The organism is Mycobacterium sp. ACS4054 (assembly GCF_001667275.1).
GTDB lineage: Bacteria > Actinomycetota > Actinomycetes > Mycobacteriales > Mycobacteriaceae > Mycobacterium.
The window spans coordinates 23,890-43,908 of the sequence record NZ_LZHV01000065.1 but is presented as its reverse complement, the minus strand read 5'-3'; the positions used below and the strand labels follow the sequence as shown (position 1 = coordinate 43,908).

Annotated in this window: 19 protein-coding genes; 15 read left to right on the top strand and 4 right to left on the bottom strand. The window is 69.9% G+C overall.

The annotated features are described in order from the left end of the window. Positions 1-27: 27 nt before the first annotated feature. Positions 28-1,368, bottom strand: coding sequence for a coenzyme F420-0:L-glutamate ligase (locus A5730_RS21520; protein ID WP_067905054.1), 1,341 nt, complete (start codon positions 1,366-1,368; stop codon positions 28-30). Further along, positions 1,365-2,366, bottom strand: a complete 1,002-nt coding sequence (cofD, locus tag A5730_RS21515; protein ID WP_067905049.1) for a 2-phospho-L-lactate transferase — start codon at positions 2,364-2,366, stop codon at positions 1,365-1,367. The genes A5730_RS21520 and cofD overlap by 4 nt, the downstream gene beginning before the upstream one ends. A gap of 352 nt (positions 2,367-2,718) precedes the next feature. On the opposite strand from cofD, the gene A5730_RS21510 reads away from it, so the two are divergent. Continuing rightward, positions 2,719-3,057: a WhiB family transcriptional regulator gene (locus A5730_RS21510; RefSeq protein ID WP_055399109.1), complete on the top strand. Its 339-nt coding sequence runs from the start codon at positions 2,719-2,721 to the stop codon at positions 3,055-3,057. A 20-nt stretch (positions 3,058-3,077) separates the two neighbouring features. On the opposite strand, the gene A5730_RS21505 is transcribed toward A5730_RS21510, so the two are convergent. Then, positions 3,078-3,500 carry a metallopeptidase family protein gene (locus tag A5730_RS21505; protein WP_047322002.1) on the bottom strand — a complete coding sequence of 141 codons (423 nt, stop codon included), beginning with the start codon at positions 3,498-3,500 and terminating at the stop codon, positions 3,078-3,080. Positions 3,501-3,672: 172 nt separating this feature from the next. Between A5730_RS21505 and A5730_RS21500 the strand changes: the two genes are divergently transcribed. From A5730_RS21500 to manA, 4 genes are all read left to right on the top strand, one after another. Continuing rightward, a complete protein-coding gene (locus tag A5730_RS21500; RefSeq protein ID WP_082946940.1) occupies positions 3,673-4,137 on the top strand; it encodes a DUF3499 domain-containing protein in 465 nt (154 codons plus the stop codon). A 122-nt stretch (positions 4,138-4,259) separates the two neighbouring features. Continuing rightward, entirely contained in the window at positions 4,260-5,657 is a 1,398-nt protein-coding gene (locus A5730_RS21495; RefSeq protein WP_067905043.1) for a phosphomannomutase/phosphoglucomutase, read from the top strand. Continuing rightward, a complete protein-coding gene (locus tag A5730_RS21490) occupies positions 5,654-6,754 on the top strand; it encodes a TobH protein (protein WP_067905040.1) in 1,101 nt (366 codons plus the stop codon). The genes A5730_RS21495 and A5730_RS21490 overlap by 4 nt, the downstream gene beginning before the upstream one ends. An 8-nt stretch (positions 6,755-6,762) precedes the next feature. Continuing rightward, a complete protein-coding gene (gene manA / locus A5730_RS21485; protein ID WP_067905037.1) occupies positions 6,763-7,989 on the top strand; it encodes a mannose-6-phosphate isomerase, class I in 1,227 nt (408 codons plus the stop codon). Here manA and A5730_RS21480 read toward each other — a convergent pair. After that, positions 7,967-9,349 (bottom strand): NAD(P)/FAD-dependent oxidoreductase, encoded by a 1,383-nt coding sequence (locus A5730_RS21480; protein WP_197506312.1) that lies wholly within the window; start codon positions 9,347-9,349, stop codon positions 7,967-7,969. The genes manA and A5730_RS21480 overlap by 23 nt on opposite strands. A gap of 99 nt (positions 9,350-9,448) precedes the next feature. Here A5730_RS21480 and A5730_RS21475 point away from each other — a divergent pair, with 99 nt between their 5' ends. The 10 genes from A5730_RS21475 (at position 9,449) to lpqB (ending at position 20,008) form a co-directional block, all read left to right on the top strand. Next, entirely contained in the window at positions 9,449-10,960 is a 1,512-nt protein-coding gene (locus tag A5730_RS21475) for an APC family permease (RefSeq protein ID WP_067905030.1), read from the top strand. A 240-nt stretch (positions 10,961-11,200) separates the two neighbouring features. Continuing rightward, positions 11,201-12,454, top strand: a complete 1,254-nt coding sequence (locus A5730_RS21470; RefSeq protein ID WP_067905027.1) for an alkane 1-monooxygenase — start codon at positions 11,201-11,203, stop codon at positions 12,452-12,454. Further along, entirely contained in the window at positions 12,451-12,624 is a 174-nt protein-coding gene (locus A5730_RS21465; RefSeq protein WP_067905024.1) for a rubredoxin, read from the top strand. The genes A5730_RS21470 and A5730_RS21465 overlap by 4 nt, the downstream gene beginning before the upstream one ends. Then, entirely contained in the window at positions 12,621-12,803 is a 183-nt protein-coding gene (locus A5730_RS21460; RefSeq protein WP_055399090.1) for a rubredoxin, read from the top strand. Before A5730_RS21465 ends, A5730_RS21460 begins: the two co-directional genes overlap by 4 nt. Positions 12,804-12,853: 50 nt before the next feature. Beyond that, positions 12,854-13,477, top strand: coding sequence for a TetR family transcriptional regulator (locus tag A5730_RS21455; protein WP_055399178.1), 624 nt, complete (start codon positions 12,854-12,856; stop codon positions 13,475-13,477). A gap of 97 nt (positions 13,478-13,574) precedes the next feature. Next, a complete protein-coding gene (gene ahcY, locus A5730_RS21450; RefSeq protein WP_055399088.1) occupies positions 13,575-15,047 on the top strand; it encodes an adenosylhomocysteinase in 1,473 nt (490 codons plus the stop codon). A gap of 105 nt (positions 15,048-15,152) precedes the next feature. Beyond that, positions 15,153-15,785 carry a dTMP kinase gene (locus tag A5730_RS21445; protein WP_067905021.1) on the top strand — a complete coding sequence of 211 codons (633 nt, stop codon included), beginning with the start codon at positions 15,153-15,155 and terminating at the stop codon, positions 15,783-15,785. Positions 15,786-15,865: 80 nt separating this feature from the next. Next, the gene (gene mtrA, locus A5730_RS21440) at positions 15,866-16,552 is read left to right on the top strand and encodes a two-component system response regulator MtrA (RefSeq protein ID WP_007168097.1); all 687 of its coding nucleotides are present in this window, start codon (positions 15,866-15,868) and stop codon (positions 16,550-16,552) included. Positions 16,553-16,565: 13 nt separating this feature from the next. Next, positions 16,566-18,251, top strand: a complete 1,686-nt coding sequence (mtrB, locus tag A5730_RS21435) for an MtrAB system histidine kinase MtrB (RefSeq protein WP_082946939.1) — start codon at positions 16,566-16,568, stop codon at positions 18,249-18,251. After that, positions 18,251-20,008, top strand: coding sequence for an MtrAB system accessory lipoprotein LpqB (gene lpqB, locus A5730_RS21430; protein ID WP_156745884.1), 1,758 nt, complete (start codon positions 18,251-18,253; stop codon positions 20,006-20,008). Before mtrB ends, lpqB begins: the two co-directional genes overlap by 1 nt. Positions 20,009-20,019 lie beyond the last annotated feature (11 nt).

The following is a 20,019-nucleotide window of genomic DNA, read 5'->3' as shown; positions in this document are numbered from 1 at the left end:
GGGCCGATTATCGCCGACGGGCGCCGCTCACTTGCGGATCAGCAAATCCCCGGGGTCCACCGCGTCGCGCGGCCCGGCGGTTTCCTCCGGGTAGCCGATCGCGATGGCGCCCAACGGCGCCCAGTCGGCCGGCAATCCGAGCTCGGCGCGCACCAGGTCGGCGGCGAAGATCGTCGAGCCGATCCAGCAGCTGCCCACCCCCCGCACGGCCAGCGCGACCAGCAGCGCCTGCACGGCCGCCCCGACCGCGACGGTGAACATGGTGTGCTCGGCCTCGGTGCGGGCGGCGTCGGGATAGGAGTGCGCGCCGTCGGGGACCAGCATCGGGATGACGACCTCGGGTGCGTCGTAAAGGATCTGGCCGCGCGCCACCCGGCGCTCCACCGAGTCGGCGGGCCGGCCGTCACCGGAAAGGTCGGCGCGCCACTTGTCTTTCATGCGGTCCAGCAACCGCGTCCGGGCGTCGCGAGCCTGCAGCCAGACGAACCGGACCGGGCGGGTGTGGTGCGGGGCCGGGGCGGTGAGGGCCTCGGCGACGGCGGCTTCGATCAGCTCGGGCGCCACCGGCTCGGCGCTGAACCGGCGCACCGATCGGCGCAACAGCTGGGCCTGCCGCCGGCCCACGTCGATGGCCTCGGCGGTGCCCAGCCAGAACAGGTCCTCCTCGCCGGGCCGCAGCAGCTGCCGCGCCGTCGAGCCGTCGTCGCTCACCGTGAGGCCGCGCACCACGGCCACAGGCATGGCGGTCAATTTCCCCTTCACCAGGTCGGCCGCCGCCGCCACCTCGTCGGCGACCGCGATCTCGGTGACCACCAGCTCGTTGCCGTGCCGGTCGAGCGCCCCCGAATAGCCGTGCAGCACAGCCAGACCGGACGAGCCCACCGCCGCGTCGATCTGGCCGTTGCGCCAGGCGCGGCCCATGGTGTCGGTGATGACGACGGCGACGTCGACGCCGAGCAGCCGGGCCAGCCCGGCGCGCAGGGCCGCGGCGCTGCCGTCCGGGTCGAGCGGCAGCAGCGCCAGTTCGTCGCGGCCCACGTTGGATCCGTCCACGCCCGCGGCGGCCTGGATCAGCCCGATGCGGTTCTCGGTGATCAGGGTCCGGCCCTTGCGCGCCAACACCCGCACCGCCTCGTCGTCGACCAGCTTGCGGCGGAGTTGGTCGCGCTCCTCGGCGTCCTGCGGCGCCGGCACCAGCCGGCCCTCGCACTTGGACACCACCTTGCTCGTCACCACCACGACGTCGCCGTCGCGCAGCCAGGGGGCGGCCGCGGCCAGCGCCGCGCTCAGGTCGTCGCCGGGCCGGAATTCGGGCAGCCCCGCGACGGGCAGGATCTCGATCGCCGCGGCGGTGCCGTGTTCGGTCACGCCGTCACGCCCGCAAGCTCGAGCCCCGCGGCGACCATCTCGGCCGTCGCCTTGGGGTCGGTCATCAACAGCGGAACGGCGGTCACCGCCACGCCGTCGATGTCGGCGTGATCGCCCTCGTGCACCAGCCAGCAATCGAGTATCCCGGTGCCGCGGCGCGCCCCGTAATGCCGGCCGACCGCCTCCGCGGTGGATGGGACCCCGATCACCGACAGGCACGCATCGGCCATGCCGCGCAATGGCTTTCCACCGATGATCGGCGAGTAGCCGACGACCGGGGCGCTCGCCGAGCGCAGCGCGGAACGGATGCCGGGGACGGCAAGGATGGCGCCGACGCTCACCACCGGATTGGACGGCGCCAGCAGGATGACGTCGGCGTCGGCGATGGCCGCCACCGCTTCACTTGTGGCGGAGGCCTTTTCGGCGCCGACGAAGGCGAAGCTGTGGGTGGGCACGTCGGCGCGGTAGCGCACCCACCACTCCTGGAAGTGGATGGCCCGCCGGTTGCCGTCGTCGGGATCGGTGATCACCACGTGGGTCTCGCAGCGGTCGTCGCTGGCCGGCAGCAGACGGGCGCCGGGTTGCCAGCGGTCGCACAGCGCCGCGGTGATCTGTGACAGCGGGTAGCCGGCGTTGAGCATCTGGGTGCGCACCAGGTGGGTGGCGATATCCCGGTCGCCGAGACCGAACCAGTCCGGTTGCATGCCGTAGCGCGCCAATTCCTCTTTGGCGTGCCAGGTTTCGTCGCGGTGACCCCACCCTCGCTCCGGGTCTACGCCTCCACCTAAGGTGTACATGCAGGTGTCCAAATCCGGGCAGACCCGCAGTCCATGAATCCAGGCGTCGTCGCCGATGTTGACGATGGCGTTGAGTTCGTGGTTGCTGGTTCCCGCATCCGGGTGCCGTTGCGTTTCGAACTGACCGAGCCCGAGCAGCTGTTGAACCCCCAGCAGGAAGCGGGCGCCGCCAACCCCACCGACCAGAACGGTGACCTTCACTTGGACGACAGTACTGCCCGGCGACCGTGCGGTGTCGGGGCCGTTACGCGGCCCTTAAGCATAGTTGCGGGCGGTGTGATCGACACGCCGAATGCGCAAAACAACGGAAACGCCGTAATTCGGTCACGAGATGGTATGGAAATGCGCCGTAATGCTTGACCCGGCAGGTCAACCCGTGTCTAATCACAACAGTGTCATTTCCCGGTTGGCCGGCCGGTTCCGGTGTCGCAGACCGAGATTCGATCACTTGTTCGAATTGTCTGTACACATCAGAAAAGTGGGAACCACTCACTCTCTCAATCAAACTGAGGAGGCGGACGACCGTATGTCTTACGAACATCTTCGAGGAGTCATGGCGAGCACGCCGCACACCCCCATCGCTTCGGCGCCGGCCCTGCCCGCGCGGCCGCACCTGACCGTGGTTCCTGATGCGCCAGTCGCATTCGAGCCCGAGCCGATGCCGATGCCCGTTGCGGACCAGTGGCAGGACCGGGCGCTGTGCGCCCAAACGGATCCCGAGGCCTTCTTCCCGGAGAAGGGCGGATCCACCCGCGAGGCCAAGAAGATCTGCCTGGGGTGCGAGGTGCGTCATGAGTGCCTGGAGTACGCCCTAGAGCACGACGAGCGCTTCGGCATTTGGGGCGGTCTCTCCGAGCGCGAGCGCCGGCGCCTCAAGCGCGGCATCATCTAGCGCGCCCGCGCCGCCGTCATTTATTCGTCGTCGATCGTCGGGTCGATGACCGACGGTTCGACATCGAGGTAGATGGCCACCTGGGCCACCAGGATTTCGTGCAGTAAATCACCGAGCTCGACGGTGTCCTTGGCCCGTCGCTCAATCGGCTTGCGGAACAAGACAATTCGCGCCCGCGTGGCGTTGCCGCGGACGTCGACGCCGGCCGGGATCAATCGCGCCAGCGGGATCGGCCCGTCGGCGATCACCTCCGGCGGCCACTGCACGCTGTCGGGATCCTTGGCCGCGATGCGGGGAATCTCGTCGACCGCCACGTCCAACTCGGCCAGCCGGGCCTGCCAATGCCGCTCGATCGGTTCGTAGGCCTCGAGCACCGCCATGTCGAACCGCTCGGCCCGGCTGCGCCAGCCCGGCACCGTCGGCGGCAGCAGCGGACCGCGCACATCGCGGCCCCGCCGCGACGACCGGTGGGAGGCGAACCGGCCCGGAGACCGACCCCTGTGCGGGGAGCTGCGCGAATCGCCCACGGGCCGATGGTAACGGTTGCACATCGGGCGCCGAGGAGTTGCGCGTGTCCGGCGCTTCACGGACGTTTGCGCACGATAGCCTTTCGGCGTGAACGTTCCCCGTCGCTGTTGTCGGCCCGGGTGTCCGCACTACGCCGTGGCGACCTTGACGTTCGTCTACTCGGACTCGACGGCAGTGGTCGGCCCACTCGCGACCGCGCGGGAACCGCATTCGTGGGACTTGTGCGTCGGCCACGCCGGCCGGATCACCGCGCCCCGCGGGTGGGATCTCGTGCGCCACGCCGGCCCGCTCTTCACCGAGCCCACCCATCCCGATGAGGACGACCTGGTCGCCCTCGCCGACGCGGTGCGCGAGCGCGCTCCCGGCGAGCGCGGCGTGGCCTACGGGGGCGCCGGCGCGCCGCGCAACGGATTTGACGGCTTCGGCGACCCGCTCGTCCATCACGGCGGGTCGCAGGCCACCGCGCCCAGCAGCAGTGTGCTGGCGCCGCCCGAGCATCGTTCCGGCCGGCGCCGCGGGCATCTGCGGGTGTTGCCCGACCCCAGTGACTAGCCGTTCCGGCATCGCGGGCAATCCCCGCGCACCACTGCGGTCCCGTGTTTCCTCCGGGCCGATAGGCTGACGGCCAAGAGGCGAAGGAACGAAGCAATTCGAAGGCGTCAGGAGGCCCCCGCATGTCTCGGCTCGCCGCGACTGTGCATCGTGTCGTCAAGGCTTACGACGTGCGAGGGCTGGTCGGCGAGGAGATCGACGAGCCTCTGGTCACCGCGTTGGGGGCGGCCTTCGCCAAGCTGATGCGCGGCGAGGGTGCCGGGCGGGTGGTGATCGGCCACGACATGCGGGACAGTTCGCCGGGGCTGGCCGAGGCGTTCGCGGCCGGGGTCCTGGGCCAGGGCCTGGACGTGGTGCGGATCGGCCTGTCCTCCACGGATCAGCTTTACTTCGCCTCGGGGTCGCTGGACTGCCCGGGCGCGATGTTCACCGCGAGCCACAACCCGGCGGCCTACAACGGCATCAAGCTGTGCCGCGCCGCCGCCAAGCCGGTGGGCGCCGAGAGCGGCCTGCGCGCGATCAGCGAGGACGTCATCGCCGGGGTCGAGCGCTACGACGGACAACCCGGAACCGTCACCGACCGCGACGTGCTCGACGACTACGGCGCGTTCCTGCGCTCGCTGGTGAACACCTCGGGGCTGCGGCCCCTGCGGGTCGCGGTGGACGCCGGCAACGGCATGGCCGGTCTCACCGCGCCCGCCGTGCTCGGCGCGATCGACTCGATCACCCTGCTGCCGTTGTACTTCGAGCTCGACGGCTCGTTTCCCAATCACGAGGCCAACCCGCTGGATCCGGCCAACCTGGTGGACCTGCAGGCCTACGTCCGCGAGACCGGCGCCGACATCGGGCTGGCCTTCGACGGCGACGCCGACCGCTGCTTCGTCGTCGACGAACGCGGCCGCCCGGTGTCGCCGTCGACGGTCACCAGCCTGGTGGCCGCGCGGGAACTGGGCCGGGAGATCGGTGCCACCATCATCCACAACGTCATCACCTCGCGGGCGGTGCCGGAGCTGGTCACCGAGCGCGGCGGCACGCCGCTGCGCTCCCGCGTCGGGCACTCCTATATCAAGGCGATGATGGCCGACACCGGCGCCATCTTCGGCGGGGAACACTCGGCGCACTATTACTTCCGTGACTTCTGGGGCGCGGACTCCGGGATGCTGGCGGCGCTGTACGTGCTGGCCGCCCTCGGCGAGCAGGACCGGCCGTTGTCGGAGTTGACCGCCGACTACCAGCGCTACGAATCGTCCGGCGAGATCAACTTCACGGTGTCCGACGCCGCGCTGTGCACCGAGGCGGTGCTCAAGTGCTTCGGCAGCCGCATCCACTCCATCGACCACGTGGACGGGGTGACCGTCGACCTCGGCGACGGCAGCTGGTTCAACCTGCGCAGCTCCAACACCGAGCCGCTGCTGCGGCTCAACGTGGAGGCGCGCAGCACCGAGGACGTCGACGCGGTGGTCGCCGAGGTCAGCGCCGAGATCCGCGGCCAGTCCGCGCCTGCGGAGGCCGCGACGTGAACGCCGTGCGGGCGATCGATCTCGAAGACACCGAGGGCCTGCTCGCCGCCGACCGGGACGGCCTGCTGCGCTCGGCCTCGTCGGCCGGGGCGCAGGTGCGCGCCGTCGCCGCCGCCGTCGACGAGGGTGAGCTGGACCCGCTGCGGTCCGACGATCGGCCGCGCAGCTTGATCTGGGTGGCCGGCCGCGGGGCCGCCGAGGCCGCCGGCGCGATGGTCGCCGCGACGGTGGCCGGTGCGGCCTCCGAGCCGATCGCGCTGACCGCCGAGGTGCCGCCGTGGATCGGTCCGCTCGACGTGCTGGTGGTCGCGGGCGACGATCCCGGCGATCCGGCGCTGGTCACCGCGGCCGTGACCGCGGCGCGCCGCGGGGCGCGGGTCGTCGTCGTCGCGCCGTACGAGGGTCCGCTGCGGGATGCCACCGCCGGCCGCGCGGCGGTGCTGGCGCCCCGGCTTCCGATCCCCGACGAGTTCGGCGTGTGCCGCTACCTGGCCGCCGGCCTGGCCGTCGTGCAGGCGGTGGACCAACGACCGAGCGTCGACCTGCGGGCGCTGGCCGACGAGCTGGACGCCGAGGCGCTGCGCAACAGCGCGGCCCGCGAGTTGTTCACCAACCCGGCCAAGACCATCGCGGCGCGCCTGGCCGGCCGGCAGGTCGCGTTGACCGGCGACTGCGCCGCGACGCTGGCGCTGGCCCGGCACGGCAGCTCGGTGCTGCTGCGGGTGGCCCATCAGGTGGTCGCCGCCACCGGTCTGGCGGACGCCGTCGTCGCGCTGCGCGCCGGGGGGGCCGGCGGCCTGCCGGATCCCGCCGACGCGATCTTCCACGACGAACAGATCGACGGGCCGCTGCCCCAGCGGCTGCTGGTGCTGGCCCTGACCCTGCGGGCCGAACAGCCGGTGGTGGCCGCCCGGACCGCCGGGCTCGACGACGTGTACCTGCTCGCCGCCGAAGACGTGCCCGACGGGCCCGGCGGCTCGGCCGGCTCGACGGTGGCGCCGGCGTTGGGCGGTGCCATCAGCGCCGAGCAGCAACTGGCAGTATTGGCCGTTCGACTGGAGATGGCCGCGGTTTACGCGCGCCTGGCGCGGGGATAGATAGAACAGTGGAACTGCTTCGCGGGGCGTTGCGGACGTACGCCTGGGGATCGCGTACCGCCATAGCCGAATTCACCGGGCGTTCGGTACCGGCCGCCCATCCCGAGGCCGAGCTCTGGTTCGGCGCCCACCCCGGCGACCCGGCCTGGCTGGAAACGGACGCGGGCGAGATCTCTTTGCTCGACGCGCTGGTCGCCGACCCGGAGGGCCAGCTCGGTCCCGGGGCGCGGGCCCGGTTCGGTGACGTGCTGCCGTTCCTGGTCAAGGTGCTCGCGGCCGACGAGCCACTGTCGCTGCAGGCCCACCCGAGCGCGGCCCAGGCCGCCGAGGGCTACCTGCGGGAGGAGCGGCTGGGCATTCCGCTGACCTCCCCGGTGCGCAACTACCGCGACACGTCGCACAAACCCGAACTGCTGGTGGCGCTGCAGCCGTTCGAGGCGCTCGCCGGATTCCGCCAGGCCTCGCGCACCATCGAGCTGCTGCGGGCGCTGGCCGTCTCCGACCTCGACCCGTTCATCGACCTGCTCAACGACCAATCCGACGCCGACGGCCTGCGCGCGCTGTTCACCACCTGGATCACCGCGCCGCAGCCCGACATCGACGTGCTGGTGCCCGCGGTGCTGGACGGCGCCATCCAGTACATCAGCTCCGGGGCAACGGAATTCGCCGGCGAGGTCAAGACGGTGCTGGAGCTGGGGGAGCGCTACCCCGGCGACGCCGGCGTGCTGGCGGCACTGCTGCTGAACCGCATCACGCTGGCCCCGGGCGAGGCGATCTTCGTTTCGGCCGGCAGCCTGCACACCTACCTGCGCGGCTTCGCGCTGGAGGTGATGGCCAACTCGGACAACGTGTTACGCGGCGGCCTGACCCCCAAGCACGTCGACGTCCCCGAGCTGTTGCGGGTGCTGAACTTCACGCCCACCACCGAGGAGCAGGTGCGGGCCCCGATGCGCCGCGAGGGCTTCGGCCTGATCTACGAGACCCCGGCCGACGAGTTCGCCGTCGCGCTGCTGGAGCTTGACGGCGAGTATCTGGGTCACGAGGTCGACGCGTCGTGCAGCCACGAGGGCCCGCAGATCCTGCTGTGCACCGAGGGCTGCACGACGGTGCACGGCAAGTCCGGATCGCTGACGCTGCAGCGAGGGATGGCCGCGTGGGTGGCGGCCGACGACGCCCCGATCCGGCTGGTCGCGCGCGAGCCCACCAAGTTGTTCAGGGCGACTGTGGGACTGTGACGGCGCGCCTGTGCTTCACAGCCTGGCGGCGCTCGCCCAGCCACAGCCGCATGTTGTGTGCGATGGTCCGGCCGACGATGCGCGGCGGCGGAACCATGTAAAGGCTGTCCAGCAGCGAGAACCGCCGCAAAAACCATTCCGCCAGAACGGGATCGGTCTCCGCGGCCCCGAGGAACTGGTCGAACAGCGCGCCGGACGGCCGCCACCACCACGGGGCGGGCTGCTTCGGCTCGGCGTGGTGGAAGGTGACGTCGCCGATGGCGTTCATCGTCCAGACCGGGAAGGTGCTCTTGGCCGTCGCCCGGCTCAGCGCGGTGGCCACCTCGTCGTCGGGCAGCTGCAGCGCGCGGCGCAGATGCCCAGCCTGCAGCGAGGTCATCGTCATGCCCTGCCCGAAGGTGGGGTTGAAGCTGGCCACGGCGTCGCCGAACGGGAGGATGCCGGCGGGTAGGCGGTCCAGCTTGTCGTAGCGCCGCCACTTGCTGGCCGGGAAGGCGTGGAACGCCGGCTCGCCGATGGGCTCGGCCTGCTTGAGCGCCGCGTTCACGTGCGCCGGCACCAGCTCCTCGGCCAGCGCCAGCATCTCGGGAAAGGTCTGCGGCGGTTTGACATTCGCCACCCCGAAGGTGGTCAGCACCCAGGTGCCGTCCTCGTAGCACAGCATGCCCAGCCCCAGCGACTTGTCGTGCGAGGCGCCGGCGACCACCACCTTCTCGGCGATCAGCCCGTCGGGGATGCGGAACTGCTGGGTGGCGTAGTAGATGCCGATGTCGAGGACTTCCTCTTCCGGCCGCTCGTATCCCCATTGCGTCAGCCAGACCGGCAGCCGGGTGCCCCCGCCGGCCGCGTCGACGACGAGGTCCGCGGCAACGAATTCCGGCTCCCCGCCGCCGTCGCCCGCCGGATCCAGCAGCACCCCGGTCACCCGTTGACGCACCGGGTCGAACCGCGGTTCGGCCACCGAGCGCCGCGCGATCGTGACGTTGGCGGTGTCCTGGACCCGTTTGCGCAACTGCCACTCCAGGTGAGGGCGGCTGGGCACGTACGCGGTGAATTCGTCGCGCAGGGTGTGCCCGGTCCCGAGCACGTGACCGGCGGCGCCGAGGTGAATGCAATCGGGCCGGTTCTCCAGCATCGGCACCCCGGCGGCGACCATGTCTTGCAGCAGGCCGGGGAACAGGCTCTCGAACTCCATTGCGCCACGGGCCATCAGCATGTGCAGGTGCCGGTCCTGGGGGACCGTCGCCCGGTTCGTCGGCGTGCTCGGCAACTCGTCGCGTTCGTAGACGGTGACCCGGGCATAGGCGTCGGAGAGCACCTGCGCGGCGGACAGGCCGGCGATGCTCGCTCCGATGACCACCGCATGGTCCCTGGTGTTTGCTTTGGTGTCCGGCATCTCGGCAGAGTACCCAGTACTGTGACGGACCAATGGGTCCCACGCGTTGGGAAAGGGCGGCGGATGGCCAATCGATGGCGCATGAAGTCGGTCGAACAATCGATCGCCGACACCGATGAGCCCGACACCCGGCTACGCAAGGAGCTGACCTGGCTGGACCTGGTCGTCTTCGGGGTGGCCGTGGTGATCGGCGCCGGAATTTTCACGGTGACCGCGTCGACAACGGGGGACATCACCGGCCCGGCGATCTGGATCTCGTTCGTGATCGCGGCCGTCACCTGCGCGCTCGCGGCGCTGTGCTACGCCGAGTTCGCCTCGACCCTGCCGGTCGCCGGCAGCGCCTACACCTTCTCTTATGCCACCTTCGGCGAATTCCTGGCCTGGATCATCGGCTGGAACCTGCTGCTCGAGCTGGCCATCGGCGCGGCGGTCGTGGCCAAGGGATGGTCGAGCTACCTGGGCAACGTGTTCGGATTCGCCGGCGGCACCAGTCAGTTCGGGTCGGTCAACCTGGACTGGGGCGCGCTGCTGATCGTCGCCGGGGTGGCGACCCTGATCGCGCTGGGCACCAAGCTGTCCTCGCGGTTCTCCGCGGTGATCACCGGCATCAAGGTGTCGGTGGTGCTGCTGGTGGTCGTCGTCGGAGCCTTCTATATCAAGGCCTCCAACTATTCCCCGTTCATTCCCAAGCCCGAGGCCGGGCACGAGGCCTCCGGCGTCAACCAGTCGGTGCTGTCGCTGCTGACCGGGGCACACAGCAGCCATTACGGCTGGTACGGCGTGCTGGCCGGCGCCTCGATCGTGTTCTTCGCGTTCATCGGGTTCGACATCGTCGCCACCATGGCCGAGGAGACCAAGAACCCGCAACGCGACGTCCCGCGGGGCATCCTCGCGTCGCTGGCCATCGTGACCGTGCTCTACGTGGCGGTGTCGGTGGTGTTGTCCGGGATGGTGTCCTACACCCAACTCAAGACCGCGCCCGGCCACAAGCCGGCGAACCTGGCCACGGCGTTCACGGCCAACGGCATCAACTGGGCCAGCAAGATCATCGCCATCGGGGCGCTCGCCGGACTGACCACCGTGGTCATGGTTCTGATGCTCGGCCAGTGCCGCGTCCTGTTCGCGATGGCGCGCGACGGCCTGCTGCCCCGGCAGTTGGCCAAGACCGGTGCGCGCGGCACCCCGGTGCGCATCACGGTGCTCGTCGCGATCGTCGTGGCCGCGACGGCCTCGGTGTTTCCGATCGCCAAGCTCGAGGAGATGGTGAACGTCGGCACGCTGTTCGCGTTCGTCCTGGTCTCGGCCGGCGTCGTCGTGCTGCGCCGCACCCGCCCCGACCTGGAGCGTGGCTTCCGGGCGCCGTGGGTGCCGGCCCTGCCGATCGCGTCGATCTGCGCCTGCGTGTGGCTGATGCTCAACCTCACCGCGCTGACCTGGGTGCGGTTCGGCGTCTGGCTCGTGGTGGGAACCGCGATCTACGTCGGCTACGGCTACCGGCACTCCGTGCAGGGCACGCGCGACGCCGGGCATCCCGACAAGGAACCCGACCCCGACGCGACTTCCACCGCGGCATAGGCCAGCGGGCGCAGATCAGCTCGTCCGGTGTGCGCGCCGGGCCTTGGCGTGCGCTTGCGGCTTTCGCGGTGCGCCCCGGGCGGAAAACGGGCCCGGTCCGCGACCTCACTGCACATTCGACGCCATGGACGCACGCTCAACGAGGCGCTTTACAAAAGGGCACTCTGTGTCTAGACAGGAGACGTAATAGTCGATATTGTCAACCCCAAGCGTGGTGTGACTCACAAGGAGGTTTGGCATATGACCACAGTCGAACGGCAGTTAAACCCGGAAGCGGCCGAGCCGCCCGTCTGGCGGGACAAGAAGCGGCGCCTCTGGCTGATGGGACTGATCGCCCCGACGGCGCTGTTCGTGATGCTGCCGATCGTCTGGGGGCTCAACCAGCTCGGCTGGCACGCCGCCGCACAGGCGCCGCTGTGGATCGGGCCGATCCTGGTCTACGTCCTGCTGCCGATCCTGGACCTGCGCTTCGGGCCCGACGGGCAGAACCCGCCCGACGAGGTGATGGAGCAGCTGGAGAACGACAAGTACTACCGCTACTGCACCTACATCTTCATCCCGTTCCAGTACCTCAGCGTGGTCTTCGGCGCGTACCTGTTCACCGCCTCGAACCTGAGCTGGCTGGGCTTCCCACCTGGTTCGGGAGGCCCGCTGGGCTGGGCGGGCAAGCTGGGCGTGGCGCTGTCGGTGGGCGTCCTCGGCGGCGTCGGCATCAACACCGCCCACGAAATGGGCCACAAGAAGGACGCGCTGGAGCGGTGGCTGTCCAAGATCACCCTGGCGCAGACCTGCTACGGCCACTTCTACATCGAGCACAACCGCGGCCACCACGTGCGGGTGTCCACGCCGGAAGACCCCGCGTCGGCCCGCTTCGGGGAGACCTTCTGGGAGTTCTTGCCGCGCAGCGTGTTCGGCAGCCTGCGCTCGTCGCTGCGGCTGGAGGCCCAGCGCCTGCGCCGCCAGGACAAGAACCCGTGGAACCCGGCCACGTATCTGTCCAACGACGTCCTCAACGCGTGGCTGATGTCAATCGTGTTGTGGGGCGTGCTGATCGCGGTCTTCGGCCCGGCGCTCATCCCGTTCGTGATCATCCAGGCCGTCTTCGGCTTCAGCCTGCTCGAGGCCGTCAACTATCTGGAGCACTACGGGCTGTTGCGGCAGCAGAACGCGAACGGTCGCTACGAGCGCTGCGCGCCGGTGCACAGCTGGAACTCCGACCACGTCGTCACCAACCTGTTCCTCTACCACCTGCAGCGGCACAGCGACCACCATGCCAACCCCACTCGCCGCTACCAGACGCTGCGCAGCATGGAAGGCGCGCCCAACCTGCCAAGCGGCTACGCGTCGATGATCTCGCTGACCTACGTGCCGCCGCTGTGGCGCAGGGTGATGGACCACCGGGTGCTCGAGCACTACGACGGCGACATCACCAAGGTCAACATCCACCCGCGGGTGCGCGAGCGGGTGCTGGCCCGCTACGGGGCGTCGGCATGACGGCCTACCGCTGCCCGGGCTGCGACTACACCTACGACGAGGCGAAAGGCGATCCGCGGGAAGGCTTTCCCGCGGGCACGCCCTTCGGCGACATCCCCGACGACTGGTGCTGCCCGGATTGCGCGGTGCGCGAAAAGATCGATTTCCAGGAGATAGGAGCCATCCGATGACCGATTACAAGCTCTTCATCTGCGTGCAGTGCGGGTTCGAGTACGACGAGGCCAAGGGCTGGCCCGAGGACGGCATCGCGCCCGGAACCCGTTGGGACGACATCCCCGACGACTGGAGCTGCCCGGACTGCGGCGCCGCGAAATCCGACTTCGAAATGGTGGAGATAGCCCGGTCGTGATCGGCACCAGCGCCGCCGTGAAAGCGGCTATTGTCGCGCCTGTGAAGCGGATGCCCTACCCCGAGGCGTCGCGCGTCCTGCTGCGCGACTCGGTGCTGGACGCGATGCGCGAGCTGCTGGGCAGCCGCGACTGGTCCGCCATCACGCTGTCGGACGTCGCCCGTGCCGCGGGCATCAGCCGGCAGACCATCTACAACGAGTTCGGCTCGCGGCAAGGCCTGGCGCAGGGGTACGCCCTGCGCCTGGCCGACCGGCTGGTCGACGCGGTCGGAGGCGCGATCGACGCCAACGTGGGCAACATCTACGAAGCGTTTCTGCAGGGTTTTCGTGCCTTCTTCGCGGAGTCGGCGGCCGACCCGCTGGTGATCTCCCTGCTGACCGGCGTCGCCAAGCCGGACCTGCTGCAGATCATCACCACCGACAGCGGCCCGATCATCACCCGGGCGTCGGAGCGGCTGAGCACCGCCTTCACCCAGAGCTGGGTGGCCACCAGCGACGAGGATGCCGGCGTGCTGGCGCGGGCGATCGTGCGGCTGGCGATGAGTTACGTGTCGATGCCGCCCGAGGCCGATCTGGGGGCACCTCCCGCCGAAGGTGGGGGAGATGTGGCGGCCGATCTGGCGCGGCTGATGACGCCGTTCGCCGAGCGGCACGGCGTCGTCAACGTCCCCTGACGGCGGGCCGGGGCCGCCGACTACAGTGGCGCAAGAGCGTATACCTAAGCTAAGTAATCCGCTTGGAACCTAAGCCGCAGAAGGAATGAGAACTTTTATGACGACGACCGAAAGCTCGCTGACCGCCGACGTCCGCAACGGCATCGATTTCAAGGTCGCCGACCTGTCGTTGGCGGAATACGGTCGCCGGGACATCGAGCTGTCCGAGCAGGAGATGCCGGGTCTGATGTCGCTGCGCCGCGAGTACGCCGAAGTGCAGCCGCTCAAGGGCGCACGGATCTCGGGCTCGCTGCACATGACCGTGCAGACCGCGGTGCTCATCGAGACCCTCGTCTCGCTGGGTGCGCAGGTTCGCTGGGCGTCGTGCAACATCTTCTCCACCCAGGACCACGCCGCCGCCGCGGTGGTCGTCGGCCCCTACGGCACGCCCGAGGAGCCCAAGGGCGTCCCGGTGTTCGCGTGGAAGGGCGAGACGCTCGAGGAGTACTGGTGGGCCGCCGAGCAGATGCTGACCTGGCCCGACGAGCCGGCCAACATGATCCTCGACGACGGCGGCGACGCCACCATGCTGGTGCTGCGCGGCGCGCAGTACGAAAAGGCAGGCGTGGTGCCGCCCGCCGAGGAGGACGACCCCACCGAGTGGAAGGTCTTCTTGGAGCTGCTGCGCAACCGCTTCGAGACCGACAAGGACAAGTGGACCAAGATCTCGGAGTCCGTCAAGGGCGTCACCGAGGAGACCACCACCGGCGTGCTGCGGCTCTACCAGTTCGCCGCGGCCGGCGACCTGGCCTTCCCGGCGATCAACGTCAACGACTCGGTGACCAAGTCCAAGTTCGACAACAAGTACGGCTGCCGGCACTCCCTGATCGACGGCATCAACCGCGGCACCGACGTGCTGATCGGCGGCAAGAAAGTGCTGGTCTGCGGCTACGGCGACGTGGGCAAGGGCTGCGCCGACTCGGTCAAGGGCCAGGGTGCGCGCGTCGTCGTCACCGAGATCGACCCGATCAACGCGCTGCAGGCCCTGATGGAGGGCTACGACGTCGAGACCGTCGAGGACGCGATCGGCACCGCGGACATCGTCATCACCGCGACCGGCAACAAGGACATCATCACCCTCGAGCACATGAAGGCGATGAAGGACTACGCCGTGCTGGGCAACATCGGCCACTTCGACAACGAGATCCAGGTGGCCCAGCTGGAGCGCTCCGGCGCCACCAAGACCAACATCCGCCCCCAGGTCGACGTGTGGACGTTCCCCGACAGCGGCAAGTCGATCATCCTGCTGTCGGAGGGCCGGCTGCTGAACCTGGGCAACGCCACCGGCCACCCGTCGTTCGTGATGAGCAACAGCTTCTCCAACCAGGTGATCGCCCAGATCGAGCTGTGGACCAAGAACGACGAGTACGACAACGAGGTTTACCGGCTGCCCAAGCACCTCGACGAGAAGGTGGCCCGCATCCACGTCGAGGCGCTCGGCGGCACGCTGACCAAGCTGACCAAGGAGCAGGCCGAGTACATCGGCGTCGACGTCGACGGCCCCTACAAGGCCGACCACTACCGCTACTGAGCCGGTTGTGCCGAGCATGCGGCCAGCCGCACGTTCGGCGCCGAGTGTGCGGCCAGCCGCACGTTCGCGCGGCTTTCCGCCGGCAGCGGCGATAGGCTCGGCGCCGTGCTCATCGCGATCGAAGGGGTGGACGGCGCGGGCAAGCGGACGTTGTCCGAGGGCCTGCGCAAAGCCTTCCAGGCGGCGGGAAAGTCCGTGGCTATCACGGCTTTTCCGCGCTACGGCCAATCGGTGACCGCCGACGTCGCGGCCGAGGCCCTGCATGGCCAGCACGGGGATCTCGCGTCGTCGGTCTACGCGATGGCGATGCTGTTCGCGCTCGACCGGGCGGGGGCCGTCGAGGACATCGAGGCGCTTTGCCGCGACCACGACGTGGTGATCCTGGATCGCTACGTCGCGTCCAACGCGGCCTACAGCGCCGCGCGCCTGCACGAGGACGCGGCCGGCGCGGCGGCCACGTGGGTGCTCGAGCTCGAGTACCGGCGGCTGCGGCTGCCCGCGCCCGACTGGCAGGTGCTGCTCGCGGTGCCGGTGGAGCTGGCCGGGCAGCGCGCCCGCAGCCGGGCCCAGTCCGATCCCGGGCGGGCCCGCGACAGCTACGAGCGCGACGACCAACTGCAGCTGCGCACCGGCGCGGTGTACGCCGAGCTGGCCGCCGCGAGCTGGGGCGGGCCCTGGCTGGTCGCCGACGCGGACGTCGATCCGGCCGAGCTGGCGGCGACTTTGACCGCCGGTTAGCACAGAATTGTCACGATTTGGCGGTATCGGGCACGAAACGCCCGTGTGGCGTGCCGGGTTTGTCCCGATCTGGTGACACCATGGACTCCATGAGGCAAAGGATTCTCGTCGTCGATGACGACGCTTCGCTGGCCGAGATGCTCACCATCGTGTTGCGTGGGGAGGGTTTCGACACCGCGGTCATCGGTGACGGCACCCAGGCCCTGACCGCGGTGCGCGAACTGCGCCCCGATCTGGTGTTGTTGGACCTGATGCTGCCCGGCATGAACGGCATCGACGTCTGTCGCGTGCTGCGTGCCGATTCGGGCGTGCCGATCGTCATGCTGACGGCCAAGACCGACACCGTGGACGTCGTCCTCGGGCTCGAGTCCGGCGCCGACGACTACATCATGAAGCCGTTCAAGCCCAAGGAGCTGGTGGCGCGGGTGCGGGCGCGGCTGCGGCGCAACGACGACGAGCCGGCGGAGATGCTCTCCATCGCCGACGTCGAGATCGACGTGCCGGCGCACAAGGTCACCCGCAACGGCGAGCAGATCTCCCTGACGCCGCTGGAGTTCGACCTGCTGGTCGCGTTGGCGCGCAAACCGCGGCAGGTGTTTACTCGTGATGTGCTGCTCGAACAGGTGTGGGGCTACCGGCACCCGGCGGACACCCGCCTGGTGAACGTGCACGTCCAGCGTCTGCGGGCCAAGGTTGAGAAGGACCCGGAGAACCCGACCGTGGTGCTGACCGTTCGAGGAGTGGGATACAAGGCCGGACCTCCGTGATCCGGGAGCGTCGTTGATTTGGCGCTCGCCGCGACGGACTAGAAGCCGCTGGGGGCGCTCGGGTCCCATGACCCGCGGCATGGGTGCGGTGAGTCGCGCCGTGGCCGTTGCTTGGCGCCGGTCGTTGCAGCTGCGTGTCGTCGCGCTGACCCTCGGGCTCTCGCTGGCGGTGATCCTGGCGCTCGGCTTCGTGTTGACTTCTCAGGTCACCAATCGGGTGCTCGACGTGAAGGTCAGGGCCGGCATCGAGCAGATCGAGCGCGCGCGCACCACCGTCGGCGGGATCGTCAGCGGTGAAGAGACCCGCTCGCTGGACAGCAGCCTGCAGCTGGCCCGCAACACGTTGACCTCCAAGACCGACCCGGCGTCCGGCGCGGGGCTGGCCGGCGCCTTCGACGCGGTGCTGATCGTGCCGGGTGACGGGCCGCGCGCGGCCACCACGGCCGGGCCCGTCGACCAGGTGCCCAATTCCCTGCGCGGGTTCGTCAAGGCCGGGCAGGCGTCCTACCAGTACGCCACCGTGCACACCGACGGCTTCTCCGGCCCGGCGCTGATCATGGGGACGCCGGCCTCCTCGCAGGTGGCCAACCTGGAGCTGTACCTCATCTTCCCGTTGAAGAACGAGCAGGCCACCATCACGCTGGTCCGCGGCACCATGATCACCGGCGGCGCCGTGCTGCTGGTGCTGCTCGCCGGGATCGCCCTGCTGGTGTCCCGCCAGGTGGTGGTCCCGGTGCGGTCGGCGTCGCGGATCGCCGAACGGTTCGCCGAGGGCCACCTGTCCGAGCGGATGCCGGTCCGCGGCGAGGACGACATGGCCCGGCTGGCGGTGTCGTTCAACGACATGGCGGAAAGCCTGTCCCGCCAGATCACCCAGCTCGAGGAGTTCGGCAACCTGCAGCGCCGGTTCACCTCCGACGTCAGCCACGAACTCCGCACGCCGCTGACCACGGTCCGGATGGCCGCCGACCTGATCTACGACCACAGCGAGGATCTTGACCCGACGTTGCGCCGGTCCACCGAGCTGATGGTCAACGAGCTGGACCGGTTCGAGTCGCTGCTCAACGACCTGCTGGAGATCTCGCGCCACGACGCCGGTGTCGCCGAGCTGTCGGTCGAGGCGGTGGACCTGCGCACCACCGTGCAGAGCGCGCTCGGCAACGTGGGCCACCTGGCCGAGGACGCCGGCATCGAGCTGCTCGTCGACCTGCCCGACGAGGAGGTGATCGCCGAGGTCGACACCCGGCGGGTGGAGCGGATCCTGCGCAACCTGATCGCCAACGCCATCGACCACGCCGAGCACAAGCCGGTGCAGATCCGGATGGGCGCCGACGAGGACACCGTCGCGGTCACCGTGCGCGACTACGGGGTGGGCCTTCGGCCCGGCGAGGAGAAACTGGTGTTCAGCCGGTTCTGGCGGGCCGACCCGTCGCGGGTGCGCCGGTCCGGCGGCACCGGGCTCGGCCTGGCGATCAGCGTGGAGGACGCGCGCCTGCACCAGGGCCGGCTGGAGGCGTGGGGCGAGCCCGGCGAGGGTTCCTGCTTCCGGCTGACGCTCCCGCTGGTTCGCGGCCACAAGGTGACCACCAGCCCGCTGCCCATGAAGCCCATCCCGCCGACGGCCACCACGGGCCCGGCGACCCCACCGCCGGCGAAAGAACGTTCGCGGCTGCGTGAACCGGCCGAGAGGAGCGGGTGATGCGGCGCCTGATCGGGCTGCTGCTGCTCGCGGTGCTGCTGGCGGGCTGCGCCGGCGTGCCCAGCTCGTCGGCGCCACAGGCCATCGGCACGGTCGAGCGGCCGGCGCCGTCGAATCTGCCCAAGCCGACGCCGGGCATGGATCCCGACGTGCTGCTGCGCGAATTCCTCAAGGCCACAGCCGATCCCGCGAACCGGCATCTGGCCGCGCGGCAGTTCCTGACCCAGTCGGCCTCCAACGCCTGGGATGACGCCGGTAGCGCGCTGCTGATCGACCACGTGGTGTTCGTGGAAACCCGTGCAGCCGAACGGGTTTCGGCGACCATGCGGGCGGACATCCTGGGGTCGCTGTCGGACATGGGGGTGTTCGAAACGGCCGAGGGGGTGCTGCCCGACCCGGGCCCGATCGAGCTGGTGAAGACCTCCGGCGGGTGGCGGATCGACCGGCTGCCCAACGGGGTCTTCCTGGACTGGCAGCAGTTCCAGTCGACCTACAAGCGCAACACGCTGTACTTCGCCGACCCGACCGGCAAGACGGTGGTTCCGGATCCGCGCTACGTCGCGGTAGCCGACCACGATCAGCTGGCCACCGAGTTGGTCTCCAAGCTGATCGCCGGGCCGCGGCCCGAGATGGCGCACACGGTCCGCAACCTGCTCGCCCCGCCGCTGCGGCTGCGCGGGCCGGTGACCCGCGCCGATGGCGGCAAGAACGGCATCGGGCGCGGCTACGGCGGCGCGCGCATCGAACTGGAGAAGCTGTCCACCACCGATCCGCACAGCCGGGCTTTGCTTGCGGCGCAGATCATTTGGACGCTGGCCCGGGCGGACATCCGGGGGCCGTATGTGATCAACGCCGACGGCGCGCCGCTGGACGACAGGTTCGCCGAGGGCTGGACCACCTCCGACGTCGCCGCCACCGATCCGGGCGTGGCCGACGGCGCGGGCGCGGGGCTGCACGCTTTGGTGAACGGGTCGCTGGTGTCGCTGGACGGCCAGCACTTCGCGAACGTGCCCGGGGCGTTCGGGCGCATGGGCGACCAGACCGGCGCGGCGCTGTCGCGCAGCGGGCGGCAGGTGGCGTCGGTCGTGACCCTGCACCGCGGCGCGCCCGACGAGGCGGCGTCGCTGTGGATCGGCGACCTCGGCGGCGAGGCGGTGCAGTCCGCCGACGGGCACGGCCTGTCGCGGCCGAGCTGGTCGCTGGACGACGCGGTCTGGGTGGTGGTGGACGGCAACAACGTGTTGCGCGCGATCCAGGAACCGGCCTCGGGCCAACCCGCCCGCATCCCGGTCGATTCCGTGGCCGTGTCCAGCCGGTTCCCGGGCCCGATCACCGACCTGCAGCTGTCCCGCGACAGCACGCGGGCCGCGATGGTGATCGGCGGTCAGGTGATTATGGCCAGCGTCGAGCAGACCCAGGCCGGCCAGTACGCCCTGACGTATCCGCGGCGGCTCGGCTTCGGGCTGGGCAACTCGGTGGTCTCGCTGTCGTGGCGCACGGGCGACGACATCGTGGTGACCCGCACCGACCCCAGCCACCCGGTGTCCTACGTCAACCTCGACGGGGTGAACTCCGACGCGCCCGCCCGCGGCCTGCAGATGCCGGTGCTGACGGTCGCGGCCAACCCGTCGACCGTCTACGTCGGCGCGTCCCAAGGGGTGCTGCAGTATTCGGCGGCGGCGGCCGAGGGCCAGCAGGGCTGGTCCGAGGTGCCCGGGCTGATGGTGTTCGGGGCCGCGCCGGTGCTGCCGGGCTGACCCGCTTGTCA